At 60.2% G+C, this 15547-nt stretch carries 15 protein-coding genes and 1 pseudogene; 5 read left to right on the top strand and 11 right to left on the bottom strand.

Translation table 11 applies throughout. The annotated features are described in order from the left end of the window. Nucleotides 1-21 precede the first annotated feature (21 nt). Nucleotides 22-831: pseudogene (locus tag BN1130_RS18525) on the bottom strand (LysR family transcriptional regulator); the annotation flags it as partial. Between the two features lie 89 nt (nt 832-920). Here BN1130_RS18525 and BN1130_RS18520 point away from each other — a divergent pair. Further along, a complete protein-coding gene (locus BN1130_RS18520; RefSeq protein WP_042043814.1) occupies nt 921-2123 on the top strand; it encodes an MFS transporter in 1203 nt (400 codons plus the stop codon). A gap of 11 nt (nt 2124-2134) precedes the next feature. Here BN1130_RS18520 and BN1130_RS18515 read toward each other — a convergent pair whose 3' ends face one another. From BN1130_RS18515 to BN1130_RS18500, 4 genes are all read right to left on the bottom strand, one after another. Then, on the bottom strand, nt 2135-2710 hold the full coding sequence (locus BN1130_RS18515) for a VOC family protein (RefSeq protein WP_042043812.1): 576 nt from the start codon (nt 2708-2710) through the stop codon (nt 2135-2137). Between the two features lies 1 nt (nt 2711). Continuing rightward, nucleotides 2712-3479, bottom strand: coding sequence for a hypothetical protein (locus BN1130_RS18510; RefSeq protein WP_042043811.1), 768 nt, complete (start codon nt 3477-3479; stop codon nt 2712-2714). A gap of 178 nt (nt 3480-3657) precedes the next feature. Beyond that, nucleotides 3658-4383, bottom strand: coding sequence for an oxygen-insensitive NADPH nitroreductase (gene nfsA, locus BN1130_RS18505; protein WP_042043810.1), 726 nt, complete (start codon nt 4381-4383; stop codon nt 3658-3660). 66 nt (nt 4384-4449) lie between these two features. Next, nucleotides 4450-6423, bottom strand: a complete 1974-nt coding sequence (locus tag BN1130_RS18500) for a putative bifunctional diguanylate cyclase/phosphodiesterase (RefSeq protein WP_042043808.1) — start codon at nt 6421-6423, stop codon at nt 4450-4452. A 136-nt stretch (nt 6424-6559) separates the two neighbouring features. Between BN1130_RS18500 and BN1130_RS18495 the strand changes: the two genes are divergently transcribed. From BN1130_RS18495 to BN1130_RS18480, 4 genes are all read left to right on the top strand, one after another. Then, nucleotides 6560-7255 carry a DUF2982 domain-containing protein gene (locus BN1130_RS18495; RefSeq protein WP_042043806.1) on the top strand — a complete coding sequence of 232 codons (696 nt, stop codon included), beginning with the start codon at nt 6560-6562 and terminating at the stop codon, nt 7253-7255. Nucleotides 7256-7327: 72 nt separating this feature from the next. Beyond that, entirely contained in the window at nt 7328-8221 is an 894-nt protein-coding gene (locus tag BN1130_RS18490; protein WP_042043805.1) for a LysR family transcriptional regulator, read from the top strand. Between the two features lie 84 nt (nt 8222-8305). Further along, complete coding sequence (locus tag BN1130_RS18485; RefSeq protein ID WP_042043804.1) at nt 8306-9361, top strand: response regulator; 1056 nt, start codon at nt 8306-8308, stop codon at nt 9359-9361. 8 nt (nt 9362-9369) lie between these two features. Further along, nucleotides 9370-9804 carry a PAS domain-containing protein gene (locus BN1130_RS18480; protein ID WP_042043802.1) on the top strand — a complete coding sequence of 145 codons (435 nt, stop codon included), beginning with the start codon at nt 9370-9372 and terminating at the stop codon, nt 9802-9804. Nucleotides 9805-9897: 93 nt separating this feature from the next. Here BN1130_RS18480 and maiA read toward each other — a convergent pair whose 3' ends face one another. The 6 genes from maiA to BN1130_RS18450 all read right to left on the bottom strand — a co-directional run bounded on the left by maiA (nt 9898) and on the right by BN1130_RS18450 (nt 15519). Next, nucleotides 9898-10533, bottom strand: coding sequence for a maleylacetoacetate isomerase (gene maiA / locus BN1130_RS18475; RefSeq protein ID WP_042043801.1), 636 nt, complete (start codon nt 10531-10533; stop codon nt 9898-9900). A gap of 45 nt (nt 10534-10578) precedes the next feature. Then, nucleotides 10579-11574 carry a fumarylacetoacetate hydrolase family protein gene (locus tag BN1130_RS18470; RefSeq protein WP_042043800.1) on the bottom strand — a complete coding sequence of 332 codons (996 nt, stop codon included), beginning with the start codon at nt 11572-11574 and terminating at the stop codon, nt 10579-10581. Between the two features lie 39 nt (nt 11575-11613). Beyond that, a complete protein-coding gene (locus BN1130_RS18465) occupies nt 11614-12753 on the bottom strand; it encodes a homogentisate 1,2-dioxygenase (RefSeq protein ID WP_042043799.1) in 1140 nt (379 codons plus the stop codon). Between the two features lie 71 nt (nt 12754-12824). Next, entirely contained in the window at nt 12825-13922 is a 1098-nt protein-coding gene (gene hppD / locus BN1130_RS18460) for a 4-hydroxyphenylpyruvate dioxygenase (RefSeq protein ID WP_042043797.1), read from the bottom strand. A gap of 212 nt (nt 13923-14134) precedes the next feature. Then, the gene (locus tag BN1130_RS18455) at nt 14135-14875 is read right to left on the bottom strand and encodes an HAD family hydrolase (RefSeq protein WP_084218258.1); all 741 of its coding nucleotides are present in this window, start codon (nt 14873-14875) and stop codon (nt 14135-14137) included. After that, nucleotides 14875-15519 (bottom strand): TIGR01621 family pseudouridine synthase, encoded by a 645-nt coding sequence (locus BN1130_RS18450; RefSeq protein ID WP_042043796.1) that lies wholly within the window; start codon nt 15517-15519, stop codon nt 14875-14877. Before BN1130_RS18450 ends, BN1130_RS18455 begins: the two co-directional genes overlap by 1 nt. Nucleotides 15520-15547 lie beyond the last annotated feature (28 nt).

Raw genomic sequence — 15547 nt, 5'->3', positions numbered from 1 at the left:
ATTTCACCCGCGCGGCTACACCCGCCGCCAGGCGACGCAGAGATCCAGAAAAATAGGCGGCTCGAAGGCAATCCCCTCCAGCTCAGCGTCCTCTTCTACCACCATGCGCAGAAAGGTACTCACCGCAAAGCCCTGGCGCACCACCGCCTTGAGCAGGGGGATGAGATTGCTCTCGAACGCGATATTGGGCTCAATACCGAGCCCCTGGGCGAGCACCTCCATGTGCTCCCTGTGATAGAAGCCACGGCGAAACACCGCCAGCTCCTGTTGGAAGTACTCGGCCAGGGTGACACTCGGAGCCCCATGCAAGGGGTGATCCTGTCCCACCACCATCAGCATCTCCTCGCGCAGCAGCTGTCCCCCCTCCAGGGCGGGCGGCAGATCGCTGGTGATCAAGATGGCCAAATCCAGCTCCCCCGCCACCATGCGGCTGAGCAGCTCCCGGGTACCCGCCTCCTCCACTCGGATCTTGAGACCGGGGTACTGGTGCTTGAAGGCCATCAGAATGGGCGGAAAATAGTAAGAGCCCATCATGTAGGGAATGCCGATGCGCACCTCCCCTCGCTCCAATCCCTTGAGCTCGGCCATTTCGGCCTCGGCCTGATGCATCTGCAACAGCAGGCGCTCGGCATGACGACAGAGCACCTCCCCCTCAGGGGTGAGTCGCACCGACTTGTCCTGGCGATCGAACAGGCGCAGCGCCAATGCCTGCTCCAGCTTGGCAATGGCCATGCTGACCGCAGGTTGTGCCACATGCAGTTGCTGGGCGGCCCGGGTGAAGGAGCCGGTATCCCGCACCGCCAGCAGATAGCCGAGCTGCTTGAGGTCCATATCAATTCTCGTTATGAGTTGGATAACTTAAATATATTATATTTATAGAAGGCGACCCACTAATCTAGGGAAAACCTTGGAGTCTCCCCATGATCGAAGTAGGAAGTCGCGAGTGGCTGCGCGCCACCCTGGCCCTGAGCCTGGGCTCATTTCTGGTGTTTCTGAATCTCTACCAGACCCATCCCCTGCTCCCCATGCTGGCGAACTCGTTCTCCATCAGCTCCCTTTACTCCAGTTGGACCCTGGCGGGCTGCACCGCCGGGCTCGCCTTCGCCCTGCTGGTCTGTGCCCGCCTTGCCGACCGTTTCGGCCGCCGCCGAGTCATGTTGTGGACCCTGGCCGGTGCCATTGCCCTCTCTCTGATCGCAAGCGGTGTCGAGCAGTTTGAATCCCTTGTCCTGCTGCGGATCCTGCAAGGCATGCTGCTGGCCGGGCTGCCAGCCACCGCCATCGCCTACATGGGTGAGGAGTTCAATCGCCGTGCCCTCATCTCGGCAGTGGGGATCTACATCGCCGCCAACTCCCTGGGAGGCATTGCCGGTCGGGTGCTCGGCGGCCTGTTGGCTGGCTGGTTTGATAGTTGGCACGCCACGTTTCTGGGCATAGGCGTCATCAGCGTGCTGCTCTTTCCGCTGGTGGTGTGGTTGCTTCCGGTTCAGCGCAACTTCACCCCGGCCCTCGCCACGCCTGGCCAGCTCAGGCAAGCGCTGGGAAGCCACTTGCGCAATCCCTTGCTAGTCGGCGCCTACCTCATCGGCGGCCTCAACTTTCTGGTGTTCCTCAATCAGTTCAGTTACCTCACCTTTTTGCTCTCGGCCGAGCCTTTCGCCCTGCCGCCCCAGTGGCTCGGCATGCTGTTCCTGACCTATCTATCGGGCACCCTGGCCTCCTCCATCAGCGGCCGCTGCGCCCAACGAGTCGGGGCAGAACAGCTGTTGCTGGTGGGGATCGCCTTGATGGCGCTGGGGGGCCTACTGCTGCTCGGCCAGACGCTGGCGTTTATTCTCGGGGGCTTGCTGGTGTCGAGCTTTGGCTTCTTCCTCGCCCACGCCTGTGCCAGCGCCTGGGTCGGTCAGCATGTGGAGCACAACCGGGCACTGGCCTCTTCACTCTATCTGGTTGCCTACTACCTGGGGGCGAGCCTGGGGGGCTTCTATCTGCATCCCTTCTGGGAGCGAGGGCAGTTGCCGGGTCTGGTCTTGGGAATAGAGCTGGTGCTGCTGGTGACGGCTGGCCTCTCGTTATGGCTGGCTCGCCAGAAGGCCCATCGCGATCAGCCACTGGCCGTTTGAATTGACCGGCCTCAATCTTGCTGCGTGAAGTAATCCCTCGGCACCGGCACCACGGCCGCCGTGCCAATCTCCTCTTCGATGACAGCTGCGAGGGAGCGCAGGTGGAATTTCACCTGCCCCGAGCCGAGCATCAGCCCCACATCCGGATTGCGACTGTCCCCCATGTTGCCTGTCTTGAAGGCAAGCTGGGGATGCGCCGCCACCAGGGCTGGCAGACTCGCCACCACCAGTTCGATATGCTCCAGACCCGCCTGATGATTGCGGCCCGGCTTGGGCGCTGCCAGTTCGATGCAGGGCACCTGGGTGTCGATCGCTGCGCCATCTTTGCTGCGCATTTGAATGTGCAGCGGTTGATGCAAACGGTAAGTCGCGATGGGGCGCCCTCCTATCATGCCCTCCACCAGCAGTTCGCCGGCATCGGCCAGGCAGTCGCTTAAAAGCAGGTATTCACCCGGGCTGGCCGCGCGATAGCAGAGGTGATCGATCTCCGGTTGGCAGAGATCGATACCGAGCGCGTCCAGCTCCCGCAGCAGACCAATAACAAAAGGGGCCATGGGCCCCAGTTTTTCGTCGAGGAGATGGGTCATGTCACCACTTCTTCTTGGGTTGGAACAGGATGTCGAGTTCATCGGTCTCTTTATCCTTGATGTTTTGCAGCTCGGACTCACTCTGCTGGGCCAGGTGTTCATCCAGCGATTGCAGCCCCTGACGCATGTCCTCCTCCCGGGCCAACAAATAGGCATCCTTGTCGCCGATATTGCTCACCGCCGCCAGCCCCTTGGTGAACAGCTGGCGGCAGGTTCCATACTGCCCCTGGATCTGGGCATCCATGGCCCGCTTGAGCAGGTTGGCGATGTTGATCTTGAGCTGCATCAGTTCGAGGCGGCGATCTTCCTGGGCAAAGCCCTGGGGATCTATCTTGCCCTTGTTGTGTTCGACCCGCAGCACGGCGCGCATCTTCTTGACCAGTTGCAGCATCTGGATCGCCTGGCGATCGGATTCCGGCGTCTTGAAGTGGCCCTCATCGTGGCTGCTGTAGTTCTCCCGTACATTCTTGATCTGGGTCTGCACATCCAAGACACGCTGACGGATCTGAGCGTTCCCCGGCATCACTTGGGCGATGGCGCGGTAAGCGTCCAGGATCCTGTGCTGGAGCAGTAACACCAGATTCTTGGAGAAAGGCACCAGGTTGACGTTGAGCAGCACCTCTTCGGTCTCATCGGCGATGGACTTGTGCTTGGCAATGGCCTGGCGCTTGTCGGCTTCCGCCTTCTGCTTATATTGCTGCATGACGTTATAGGCGATCACCAGAAACAGAAGCGCGCCGATCGACAGCAATATCAGTGTTAAAATCATAGGCTTTATCCGTTCCTTCCCTATCCAATTGCCTGATCCTACAACAGCTTACCCCAGTGCGATAGCCGGCAGGGCTCACAGTCTCACCAAGTCATCATCAAGGAGAGAGCGCCTTTAATATCGTCCGTCGCCGTCAATACTTGAGCCAAACAGGGTAGCCTCCCCCGCCAATGAGGCCTTACTTGAGGTTAAATCCCTGGGATTGCAGGAAAGCATCCATGAAGGGGCGCGCCTCTTTGCCGAGGGTAGCCTCGATTTGGCTGCTCCAGGTCTGCACCTTGTTGTTGCTGCTGCGAGCCTGATAGTACGCCTGGATCTGGCGATCGTAATCGGCAAGCAGTTCCCTGTCGAGTTGCGCGGGATAACGGTTCTCATGCACCACCATGGCCTGGGGCAGACGAGGCTTCTGCTCGGGTTGCTGCTCGGGGTGACCCAGACAGAGGCCAAACAGCGGGATCACATGCTTGGGTAGACCGAGCAGTGTCACCACCTCGACGGGGTGGTTGCGAATGCCACCGATATAGACGCCGCCAAGGCCAAGAGACTGAGCGGCCAGCAAGGCGTTTTGCGCCATCAGGGCCCCATCGATGGCACCAATCATCAGCTGCTCCACGAACCCTGTGTAGGCATGCGGCACGATTTGCAGGTGGCGATGAAAATCGGCGCAGAACACCAGAAACTCGGCGGCCTGGGCCACATAAGGCTGGGGCCCCGCCAGCTGGGCAAGTTGCTGGCGCAGTGCCATGTCCGTCACCCGTATGATGCTGTTGGCTTGCAGGAAGCTGGAGCTGGCCGCCGCCTGGGCTGCCTGCAATATGAGATCCAGCTGCTCGGCCGCGATGGGATCCGCTGTGAACTGGCGAATAGAGCGATGGGAGAGAATAAGATCTATGGTCTGGTTCATGCTGTCTCCTGATAAGGGCCACACTCTAACCTAAAAAAACAGAGGGCCCCAAGGCCCTCTTTCTATCTATGACTGGCCGAGGACAAACTCCCCCACCGGGCAGTAGAGGATGAAGCGGCTCTCCTCAATGTCGGCCACCGTCATCGGCTTGCCAAACAGGAAACCCTGGAACACATGGCATCCCTGGGAGCGCAGTGCCACCAGCTCATGCTCCTCCTCCACCCCCTCCGCCATGATGCCGAGCCCCAGGCCCGTTGCCATGGCGACAGTGGCGCGGATCACCGGCAGGTTGAGCCCCACCACGAAGGAGCGATCCAGCTTGATGGTGTCGATGGGCAAGCGGTTGAGATAGGCCAGGGAGGAGTAACCCGTGCCAAAATCGTCGATGGCTATCTTGATCCCTTGCTCACTCAGGCGATCCAGAATGCCGATGCAGCCGTTCATGTCGAGCATCAACACGGTTTCAGTCAGCTCTAGGGTCAGCAGATGGGGATCCACCCCATGCTCCTTGAGCGAGGCGGCCACCTGCTCGGGCAGGGAGGGCGCCAGCTGAAAACCGGACAGATTGACCGAGACCGGCACCCGCACTCCAAAGTGACGTTGCCAGTGGGCCATTTGGGCCAGCGCCTTATCCAGTACCCAGCCCCCTATCTCGCGTATGAGCCCCATCTCCTCGGCAAGGGGAATGAACTCCCCCGGGGAGACCTGCCCCAGCACGGGATTATGCCAGCGGATCAACGCCTCGAAGCCGAGCAGTTGCTGGCTGGCGGCATCGACCTGGGGCTGATAGTTGAGGCTCAGCTCCTGGCGGCCTATGGCCTTGGCCAGGAACTGCTTGAGGGTCAGCTTGCGATGCAGGTTCTGCTGCATGCTGGGGGTGAAACGCTGCCAACGCAACCGCCCCATCTGCTTGGCCTGGTACATGGCCATGTCGGCGCGGGTGATCAGGTTGTCACCATCATCGGCATCGTCCGGGTAGACGGCGATACCGATGCTGCCGCCGATAGTCACCTCGGGCACCCCACTCAATTGCAGCGGTTTACTCATCTGGGAGAGCATCAGATCCGCCACCTCCTGAGCCCGCTCGCTGCCGCTCGTCAGAGGCACCAGCGCCGTAAACTCATCCCCCCCGAGCCGGGCCAATTCCACATCGCGCGGACAGACCTGCTTGAGACGACCCGCCACCCGCTCGAGCAGGCGATCGCCGGCCTTGTGACCATAGTTGTCATTGACCAGCTTGAAATTGTCCAGATCCATGAACACCAGGGCGAAGCGGCCCCCCATGCCGCAGTAAGCCTCCAGCGACTTCATCAAACCATAACGGTTGAGCAGGCCGGTCAGGGAGTCGTGCCAGGCGAGATGGCGATGCTCCAGCTCTTCGAGCTTGCGATCCGTGATGTCTCGCATGGTGAGCAGCGTCTGCGCCCCCTGCTGGATATGGCGAAACTGGTACTGGAACCAGCGCATGCCCCGCAGGGTGCGGCACTCCCCCTCGGTCACCACCTCATCGAGGCGCGACAACTTATTGAAGAACGCATCGTCATTACCGGAGAAGACCTGCCCAAGGGTATCAATACTGCCCCCGAAGCAGGCGTCGAAGTGGTGATTGCCACTCACCAGCTGACCGTCATCATCGAACAAGCAGGCCAGGGTGTCACCGGTGGCGAGGGAGGATTGCTGATGGAGGCTGTCAGCATCGATCACCGCCTCGGTCATCATCATCAGGCGCCCCGCCAGCTGCACCCCGGACAAACGGAGATAGACCTGCTTCTTCACCCCCTTTGGGGAGAGGCTCCACCACTCGCTGTAACTGCGCCCCTGCTGGAAGTCACCGAGATAGCGTTGCAGCAGCAGAGCGATGGCATCGGCCATGTCGGCACCAAAATCCCGCGCCTTGAGTTCGGCGAGCGAGCTCGCCTCCCAGATAGCGAGGGCGGCTTCATTGGCCCAAAAAATGCGGTGATGGAGAATGTCATAGACCCAGATAGGCGTATGCAACACCTCAAAGCTGTCGAGGGTGCCTTCGTCGAGCGTATTCATCTGTTATGGTGATTCATCAGCTTGTTCCTTGAGAGTGAGGAACGATCGTCCACGGCGCCATATCTGCCTGACTACAACATATCTTGATATGGGGCTTAGACTGAAAGTATAGGAAGAGCGGCAAGGTCGTCCTCATATGAAAACACTGCACGTACAACCCATGGTCAGAAGAAACGGACTCACGCTGGTATTGCTCGGGTTAATAGTAACCATTGCCATGATTTCTATACTTTTTTTATTCAGTGAACAACCACTAATCCCTGTCTATTGCGGCCTGCTGACTGGTCTGATGACACTGTTTATCGGCTCATTGAAGCTAAGAGAGCCTCATTTCAGTCTCTCTCTCTGTCACGACTGCTTGCAATATCACCACAAACAGGGTGGGTGGGTTCTCAAATGGGTAAATATCCAACGGATCGATCGACCCCGCATCCATTTGGGCTGGGATCTGGTCGAGATCCCCTACATTGGCTTGCGGATAAAAGATTACGACAGTTTTTTGAACTTGATCACACCTCGACTGGCGGTGGGCATACTCACCGAGCAACGGGCCGTGCTGATGCAGGTGCTGCAGAGCGAGCAGGCCGACTGCCCGACAGGCACCTGCGCCAGCCAGTTCGATGACTTGTTCGAAGAGAGTCACTATCGCTCAGGGGAGGGTCAGGACTACGAGGGGGTGATAGCCATGCTGGCCAACCGCATGACCCGGCTGCGGACACTGATAGGTTACGATCTGCTGGTACCGGTCAGCAGCCTGGACCGGGAGCCCGATGAGTTCGTGCGCCTGTTGCATCAGTACCAACTCGAGTCGAACCTAATCCAGATCAATTAAAGCCGTGATTGCCCTTGCCAAGGAGGGGACCGCTTCTTAAGGTCACTGTTTGACTCGAGTGCCATGCCTCCTATGAAGTTCATCGAAGAGTTCTATTTATTCGTCAAGGTGGTACAGGAGGGGGGCTTCTCCCACGCAGCCAGTGCCCTGGGCATGCCTACCGCCAGCATCAGTCGCCGCATTACTCATCTGGAAGAGGCCCTCGGCTACCCCTTGCTGCACAGATCCACTCGCAAGATCCGCCTCACCGACGAAGGATTGCGCTACTACGAGCGACTCTGTACGCCACTGGCCCAGATCGAACAGGCAACGGGGGAGATCCAGGGCAAGGAGGCTGACCTGGCTGGCCTTATCCGGCTGGCGGCGCCGATCGCCCTCTCCAGTACCCTGCTCATCGACATGGTGGCCGACTTCTCCTTGCACCATCCTGAAGTAGAGTTCGACATCTGCCAGACCAATGATCATCAACAGCTGTTCGAAGGCGACAAGGATCTGGTGCTGTTCCATGGCGAACTGCCGCAGACCCTGGCCCATGCCACCCTGCTGGGCCGGGTCGAATACGGCCTCTTTGCCTCTCCCCTCTATTTGGAAAAACGGGGCCAGCCCGCGCACCCACATGCCCTGGCGGATCACGATCTCATCTACTGCTGGCCGCACCAGCACTGGCAACTCAACGACCGGGAAGGGGCGGTTGCCCAGATCCGCACCCGGGCCAAATTGACCGTGAGCCAGACTCAGGCCGCGGTACGGGCAGCCAGCCAGCATCTGGGCATCATCAATGTGCCCCTCCATCTGGCACACCAGGCCTGGCAGGCGGGTCAGCTTCATCCGGTTCTCGCCGACTGGAAAACCGCTAGTCGCCCCTTCTACATGCTGGTGACGCAACCCAATTTTGCCCCGCTGCGTGTTAAGCTGTTTGCCGAGTTTGTCGAAAAATACTCGGAACGTTACCGGCGGGATCGCTAGCACTCGCCGTTGCCCACCCCAATGTCATGGCAGCTGAGGTGGACGGGCCACACTTATCTTCAGGATTTATAAGAGGGCGGCCCCATGAATGTATTGATCTGTGATGATTCGGGCTTTGCCCGCAAGCAGCTGGCCCGGGCCTTGCCCCAGGAGTGGGCCATCACCCTGCACCAGGCAGCCAATGGCGTGGAAGGGTTGGAGCAGATCCTGATGGGCCATGGCGACCTGGTGTTGCTCGATCTCACCATGCCAGAGATGGATGGCTATGGCGTGCTGGAGACCCTCCAGCGAGAAGGGATCCGCAGCAAGGTGCTGGTGGTCTCGGGGGACATACAACCCGAGGCGCATGCCAGGGTCATGGCCCTGGGCGCACTGGATTTCATCAAGAAACCCGCCTCCCCCGAGACGCTGCAAGCCTTCTTGCAACAACACGGCTTCTGGCAACCCAAGCAGGAGCAGGCCAGTCTCCATAGCGCGACAGTCCCTGTGATGGCCCTGGCCAGCGCCGATGACGCCACGGCGGATGCACCCTCGCAGAGCGAGCTGCAACTGTGCCCCCAGACTCGGGATCTCTATCAGGAGCTGGCCAACGTCGCCATGGGCCAGGCCGCCGCGCTGCTGGCCCGCCTGCTCGACGCCTTCGTCATCCTGCCCATCCCCAACGTCAATGTGCTCGAGGTGTCGGAGCTGCACATGGCTCTCTCTTCTGCCGCCCGCTCGGAGACCCTCTCCGCCCTGTGCCAGGGATTCATCGGGGCCGGTATCGCCGGTGAGGCGCTGCTGCTGTTCCACGATGCCAGTTTCACCGATCTGGCACGGCTGATGAAGCATGAGGGGGAACTCGACAGAGCCGCCGAGCTGGAACTGCTGATGGACACCGCCAACGTGCTGATCGGCGCCTTCCTGCGCGGTTTCAGTGCCCAGCTCGATACCCACTTCAGCCAAGGCCATCCGGTATTACTCGGTCAGCACAGACCCATCCACGAGCTCATCGACACCAACAAAAACCGCTGGCGCCGCACCCTGGCCATCGAGATCAACTACAAGATCCAGGGCTATGGCGTGCAGTGCGATCTGCTGCTGCTGTTCACCGAGGACTCCATCGCCACCATGAATCACAAGGTTCAACACCTGCTCTAGGAGTTCACATGGAAATACGGGAATTTCACTGGCTGATGAACATAGTCCAGAACCTGGATGTGGGCCTGATCGTGCTGGATCGCCAGTTCAAGGTTCAGGTATGGAACGGTTTCATGGAGAGCCACAGCGGCCGTCTGGCCGCCGAGGTGCGTGACCGTGAGCTGTTCACCCTGTTCGAAGAGCTGGACAGGCCCTGGTTCGAGCGCAAGGCCAATCAGGTATTCACCCTCAACAACCGCGCCTTCAGTACCTGGGAACAGCGCCCCTATCTGCTGCGCTTCTCCAACTATCGCCCCATCACGGGGGCGGCGCCCTTCATGTACCAGAACCTGACCCTGGTGCCCCTGGCAGACTTCTGTGGCCAGGTCACCCATATCGGCGTCATGATCTACGACGCCACCGACGAGGCCATCTTGCTCGGCCAGGCCCGCGCCATCCGTTGACCCACTCGGCGACCAGGCGGCCCTGACTTCGTCAAGGGCCAGAAACGACAGCGCCCCCGCAATGCGAGGGCGCTGTCGTTTCTGGTTACCACCTCAGGGGGCGTCGGGCTGCTGCTCGGGCGCGGCCTTGACGAAGGCCTGCAAGGGCTCACAGTTGGCGACGATGCGCGCTATGGTGGGATATTCATCCAGGGACATCTGGTAGCGTCGGGCGTTATACACCTGAGGCACCAGCATGCAGTCTGCCAATGTGACCTCGTTGCCGACGCAATAGACGCCGGCCGTGGTCATCAACAGGGGCTCCAGCGCCCGGAAGGTCTCATCAATCCAGTGACGATACCACTCATCCCGGCGAGACTGCTCCAGACCCAGCTCCTGTTCCAGATAGTCGAGCACCCGCAAGTTGTTGAGCGGGTGTACATCGCAGGCAATCATGTTGACTATCTGGCGAACCCGCGCCCTGTCCTGAGCCTTTGAGGGCATCAGAGGGTGAGCGGGATAGGTTTCATCAAGGTACTCCATGATGGCCACCGACTGGCCTATCTCTATCTCATCATCGATGAGAAAGGGCACCAGCCCCTGGGGATTGATACGTTTGAAGACTTTATCTTTCTGCTCACCCTTGCCCAGGTGAACGGTTTTCTGTTCGTAACTCAATCCTTTGAGTTGCAACACCAGCCTGACCCTATAGCTTGCTGACGAGCGCCAATATCCATACAACTGCAACATAGTCTGTCCCTGTCCTGGCGGGCAGGGCATGCCCGCCTTTGCATGTCATTCCGCTTGGGTCACTCGTTGAGATATGGTCCCAAACAGATTCAGTCCATTGCGATCCTGCATCGCGATGGACACTGTATCACCAAAGCGCAGAAAGGGAGTAGTTGCCTGACCCGACTCGATTATCTCCAGCATCCGGCGCTCGGCGAGGCATGCCGAACCGGCGCTGCGATCATAGTTGGAGATGGTGCCGGAGCCGATGATGGTGCCCGCGCCGAGCGGCCTTGTACGCGCCGCATGGGCGATGAGATCATGAAAATCGAAGGTCATGTCCACCCCGGCATCGGGGGCCCCAAACAGAGCGCCATTGAGGTGAGTCCGCAGTGGCAGATGCACCTTGCCATCCGCCCAGGCCTCCCCCAGCTCGTCCGGGGTAATGGCCAGTGGCGAGAAGGCACTGGAGGGCTTGGACTGAAAGAAGCCAAACCCCTTGGCCAGTTCACCCGGAATGAGATTGCGCAGGCTGACATCGTTGACCAGCATCAGCAACCGAACGTGGCGAGCCGCCTTGCCTTTCGGCGTCCCCATGGGCACATCGTCGGTGACGATGGCGATCTCGGACTCAAAATCGATGCCCCAGGCCTCGTCGGCCATCAGGATGGGGCCACGGGGCGGCAGAAAGCTGTCCGATCCCCCTTGGTACATAAGGGGATCCTGCCAGAAGCTCGCCGGCATCTCGGCGCCACGCGCCTTGCGCACCAGCTCCACGTGGTTGACATAGGCACTGCCGTCTAGCCATTGATAGGCGCGGGGCAACGGCGAGAGGCAAGCGCCTTCGTCAAAGGGGAACGCACTGGCGCAGGCGCCGTCGGTTTCCCCCTCGTTCAGGGCCTGATAAACCGCTTCGAGACGGGGCGCCAATCTGTGCCACTCATCCAGCGCCCCCTGCAGATTAGGGGCTATCTGTGGTACCTGCACGGCGCGGCCCAGATCGCGACTCACCACCAGCAGGGCACCGTCGCGACGGCCATTATTCAGGGTTGCCAGTTTCATCCTTGTTCCTTTTCTCTCAATGCAAACATGCGGTTGGGGCTATTTCGGCAGTGGCTGCCAGCTGTTGACATACTGGCCATTCTCGACCCGTTCGCACAGATCCCCGACCTGCAGGGCATCCCGGGTATCGAGCATCACGGCCACCTCGTCGGTGAACTTCTTGGCATAGGCCTGCCCTGCCGCGAACGCCTTGGGGTGCGGGCCATGGGTGAAACCGGCCGGATGGAAGGTGACCATGCCTTTTTCTATGTTGTCGCGGCTGAAGAAGTCGCCCGCGTGATAGAAGAGCACCTCGTCAAAATCATCGTTGCTGTGATAGAAGGGCACCCGCAACGCACCGGGGTCGCTCTCTATGGGGCGCGGCACGAAGGTACAGACCACGAAGCGGCTCGCCACAAAGGTGGAGTGCGCCGAGGGTGGCAGGTGGTAGCGATGGCTCATCAGCGGACGGATATCACGCCAGTTGAGCTTGACCAGGGTCAGATCCCCGTGCCAGCCAAGGGCATCGAGGGGGTTGAAAGGCCAGGTCACCACAGAGACCTGATTGTGGCGCTTGATCTGTAGCGACCAGGGCTGCTCATCTTGCTGGGCGAGAAACGCCTCGTCGATGGCAGGCACCACCAGGGCGGCCGAGTCGAAGATGGCATGATTGCCCACCAGCCCCTTGTCCGGCAGCTGATAGCTGTCATTGGTAGCCTCGATGAGCAGGATGAACAGGGGCTCGTGCGGCTCGATTCGCCACATGGTGCCTCGGGGGATCACCACATAGTCCCCATCGCGCAGGCTGAGGTGGCCATAGTCACAGAACAGTTCGCCACTGCCCTCGTGGATGAACAGCAACTCATCGCCATCGGCGTTGCGTACCAGGAAGGGCATCTTGTCCGCCAGCCGCCAGACCCGGTAACGACAGTGCGCGTTATGGAGCAGGTCCGGCACCACCCAGGGCGACAGCGAGTCTATCTCTGCATGGAGTCCATTGAGATCGAAGGCCCTTGGTCGCAGCGGCCCCTCCCAGCTGATCCAGTCGGTCGGGGCATGCTTGTGATGCATGTGGGTGGCGGGACCGAAGAAGCCGGATCGGCCGAGCTCCCGCTCAAAGATGGCCTGCTCGGGCAAGTCGGCATGAGCCTGGCGCGATGCCGTGCCCTCTCTATGGGGGAAGTTGATCCAGTTACGCATGACGGACTCCTTGCGCGGGGCTGATCCCGCCACGGGACAAGAGGTGAGCCCCACATTGGCTCATCCCGACCTTATTCATCATTGAGCACACCCCGGCGGATCTGATCCAGCTCAATGGATTCGAACAGTGCCTGGAAATTCCCCTCGCCGAACCCTTCATTGCCCTTGCGCTGGATGATCTCGAAGAAGACGGGGCCTATCACAGTATCGGTGAAGATCTGCAGCAAAATGCCGTCCTTGGTAGGGGCGCCATCGATCAGGATGCTCAGCGCCCTGAGCGCCGCCAGATCTTCGTCATGACCGGCCACCCGCTCGTCGACCTTCTCGTAATAGGTATCAGGGGTCGACATGAAGGCGGTGCCCCTCTCCCTCAGGGTGCGGATCGTCTGGTAGATGTCCCTGGAGGCCATGGCGATGTGCTGTATCCCCTCCCCCTTGTACTGGCGCAGGTACTCCTCTATCTGGGACTTGTCGTCGGAGGACTCGTTGATGGGAATGCGGATCTTGCCGCAGGGGGCCGTCATGGCGCGGGAATGCAGACCCGTCAATTTGCCCTCGATGTCGAAGTAGCGGATCTCGCGAAAATTGCCGATTCGCTCATAGAAGTTCGACCAGACATCCATGTTGCCACGCTGCACGTTGTGGGTCAGGTGATCTATTTCGTAGAGCCCGGCGTCAACCGCCTCCATCCGGGCCTGCCAGTCTGGGTGGAAGACGAAGTCAACATCATAGATGGAGCCGCGACTGCCATAGCGGTCCACAAACGACAGCGTGCTCTCGCCGATGCCATAGATGGCGGGGATGTTGAGCTCCATGGGCCCTATCTTGCCGACGAAAGGCTTGGCGCCCTGAGCCAGGGCGTACTGCTGCGCCTTGCCCGCATTGTCGACCCTGAACGCCATGCCACACACGCTCGGACCATGGACGCTGGCGAACTGCTCAGCCTGGGAGTGCGGTTCGGCGTTGACCACAAAATTGATCTCCCCCTGGCGATAGAGCCAGCACTCTTTGTGTTTGTGGCGAGCCACTTCGGCGAAACCGAGGGAGACAAACAGGGCCTTGAGCGCGGCGATGCCTTTGCCATCGGGCGCCGTGTATTCGACAAACTCGAAGCCGTCTGTGCCGAGGGGATTGATGGTGTTGGCGGCGGTCGCCTTGGCTGCAATCATGGTGCGCTCCTTTTGCACGAAATCAGGTTGAACATGGGTGTTAACAACTTGTTTCATTAGAGGTGCGCTGTCGCGGGAAGGAAAGAGGACAGGCTCAGATAGTCGGCGGGCTGAACGGGGTAATGGATGTAAATAATTTGTTACATTAGCAATGGCAACGGGTAGTGACGGCCCCCCCCCATTCAGGCTGTCAGCTTTGGCTTACAAGATGCTCAAGGGCGAGGGGGCAGCGCAGGCAGTCGCCACTGCTTGACCACAATATGGGGTAATCGAGTCCTGACACGGCGCAACAGGCTGGGCGCCGGATTGATAAGCCAGGCCACGCGGCCCAGACGCAGCAGCGGCAGATCGTGCAGGCTGTCACTCAGGCTGAGCGCGACCTTCAACCGGGCCATGACCGGGGTTATCTTGGCGGCGCCATGGCAGTAGTGGCGCGGGATCAAGCCACCCAAGGCATAACGCAGCCGGGTCGCCTCAATATGAGCAGGCCATGGCTTGCCGTCGGGCTCATGGGCCAGTGCCAAGGCAAGCTGGCCTCGCACCAGGGCCCGGGGGCTGGCCGACACTATCCAGAGCCTGTGATGGTAGCCCGCCAGCAAGGCTCTGGCAGGAACAAAGAGCCCCGGACGGCTGGCGCTGTAAGCACGCACCCAGGCTCGCCAGGCCAGGGGAGAGAGACCCAAGGTAATGCTCCACCAGATGAGCGGGATCCCCCACCCTCTCCCCCTGGCAAATGACCTCCCAGGTAAAAGAACAAGCAGCGCCCCCAGGATCAGCAGAGGGAACAGCAGCAGCGGCCAGCGGCGCCTGACCAAGATGAAACGCAGCAGACCGGCATGGCTGTCACCCGGCGCCAGGGTGCCATCGAAGTCGGCCAGAATGAGACCCTCACCAATGGGCCCGAGTCCCCCTTCCCGCAGCGCGGGATCCTGGCTTGCGCCGGGCGCTGGCATCAGGGCGCCAGCCTTGCCATCGCCGCCGCCAGTTCAGGAGCGCTACATGCCGGACCTGACTCGGGGGGGCACTCGAAGGAAAAAGGGGTATCCCAGAGGACAAAGTCGAGGCGCCATGCATGGAGATAACCGCGCTCAGCCGGGCTACCGCCATAGCGTGCATCACCCAGGATGGGGGCCCCTATGCTCTTCATGGCAACCCGGATCTGATGGGTCTTACCGGTCTGGGGCTTGATACGAAACAGGCGTAATCCTTCTCGCACCGGCGTGGAATCGAACCAGCTGATGGCGGGGTTCTCCAGGCTGCGGGTCAGCAGCCAGCTGCCACCTCGCCCCTTTTGCATGTCGCCCTTGATCCAGCCCTGCTTCTTCTTGGGTTTGCAGTCAGAAAGAGCCAGATACTGCTTGCTCACTTGCCGCTCCGCAAAGCTCATGCTCAGCGCCCGATTAGCCTGCGGGGTACGGGCCAGTAACAGCAGGCCCGAGGTCATCTTGTCGAGCCGGTGCACCGGATAGAGTTCGAGCCCGGTGTCGGCTCGCACCAGGCTCACCAGACCCGCGTCTCCTCCTTCGTCATGCATGCCAATTCCAGGCCCTTTGTCGATGACCAGGAAGTGTTCGTTTTGTGACAGGATGCGATACATAGGCAACATTTTGACGTATTCTCATGGT

Origin of the sequence: Aeromonas rivuli, from assembly GCF_000820045.1 — a bacterium.
GTDB classification, from domain to species: domain Bacteria; phylum Pseudomonadota; class Gammaproteobacteria; order Enterobacterales; family Aeromonadaceae; genus Aeromonas; species Aeromonas rivuli.
The sequence above is the reverse complement of the archived record's forward strand: the minus strand, read 5'-3'. Positions and strand labels throughout refer to the sequence as shown.

Bases quoted from the DNA above. Each gene is read 5' to 3' on its own strand.
- BN1130_RS18520 (WP_042043814.1), top strand. From the start codon at position 921: ATGATCGAAGTAGGAAGTCGCGAGTGGCTGCGCGCCACCCTGGCCCTG.
- BN1130_RS18515 (WP_042043812.1), bottom strand. From the start codon at position 2,710: ATGACCCATCTCCTCGACGAAAAACTGGGGCCCATGGCCCCTTTTGTT.
- BN1130_RS18510 (WP_042043811.1), bottom strand. From the start codon at position 3,479: ATGATTTTAACACTGATATTGCTGTCGATCGGCGCGCTTCTGTTTCTG.
- nfsA (WP_042043810.1), bottom strand. From the start codon at position 4,383: ATGAACCAGACCATAGATCTTATTCTCTCCCATCGCTCTATTCGCCAG.
- BN1130_RS18500 (WP_042043808.1), bottom strand. From the start codon at position 6,423: ATGAATACGCTCGACGAAGGCACCCTCGACAGCTTTGAGGTGTTGCAT.
- BN1130_RS18495 (WP_042043806.1), top strand. From the start codon at position 6,560: ATGAAAACACTGCACGTACAACCCATGGTCAGAAGAAACGGACTCACG.
- BN1130_RS18490 (WP_042043805.1), top strand. From the start codon at position 7,328: ATGAAGTTCATCGAAGAGTTCTATTTATTCGTCAAGGTGGTACAGGAG.
- BN1130_RS18485 (WP_042043804.1), top strand. From the start codon at position 8,306: ATGAATGTATTGATCTGTGATGATTCGGGCTTTGCCCGCAAGCAGCTG.
- BN1130_RS18480 (WP_042043802.1), top strand. From the start codon at position 9,370: ATGGAAATACGGGAATTTCACTGGCTGATGAACATAGTCCAGAACCTG.
- maiA (WP_042043801.1), bottom strand. From the start codon at position 10,533: ATGTTGCAGTTGTATGGATATTGGCGCTCGTCAGCAAGCTATAGGGTC.
- BN1130_RS18470 (WP_042043800.1), bottom strand. From the start codon at position 11,574: ATGAAACTGGCAACCCTGAATAATGGCCGTCGCGACGGTGCCCTGCTG.
- BN1130_RS18465 (WP_042043799.1), bottom strand. From the start codon at position 12,753: ATGCGTAACTGGATCAACTTCCCCCATAGAGAGGGCACGGCATCGCGC.
- hppD (WP_042043797.1), bottom strand. From the start codon at position 13,922: ATGATTGCAGCCAAGGCGACCGCCGCCAACACCATCAATCCCCTCGGC.
- BN1130_RS18455 (WP_084218258.1), bottom strand. From the start codon at position 14,875: ATGCCAGCGCCCGGCGCAAGCCAGGATCCCGCGCTGCGGGAAGGGGGA.
- BN1130_RS18450 (WP_042043796.1), bottom strand. From the start codon at position 15,519: ATGTATCGCATCCTGTCACAAAACGAACACTTCCTGGTCATCGACAAA.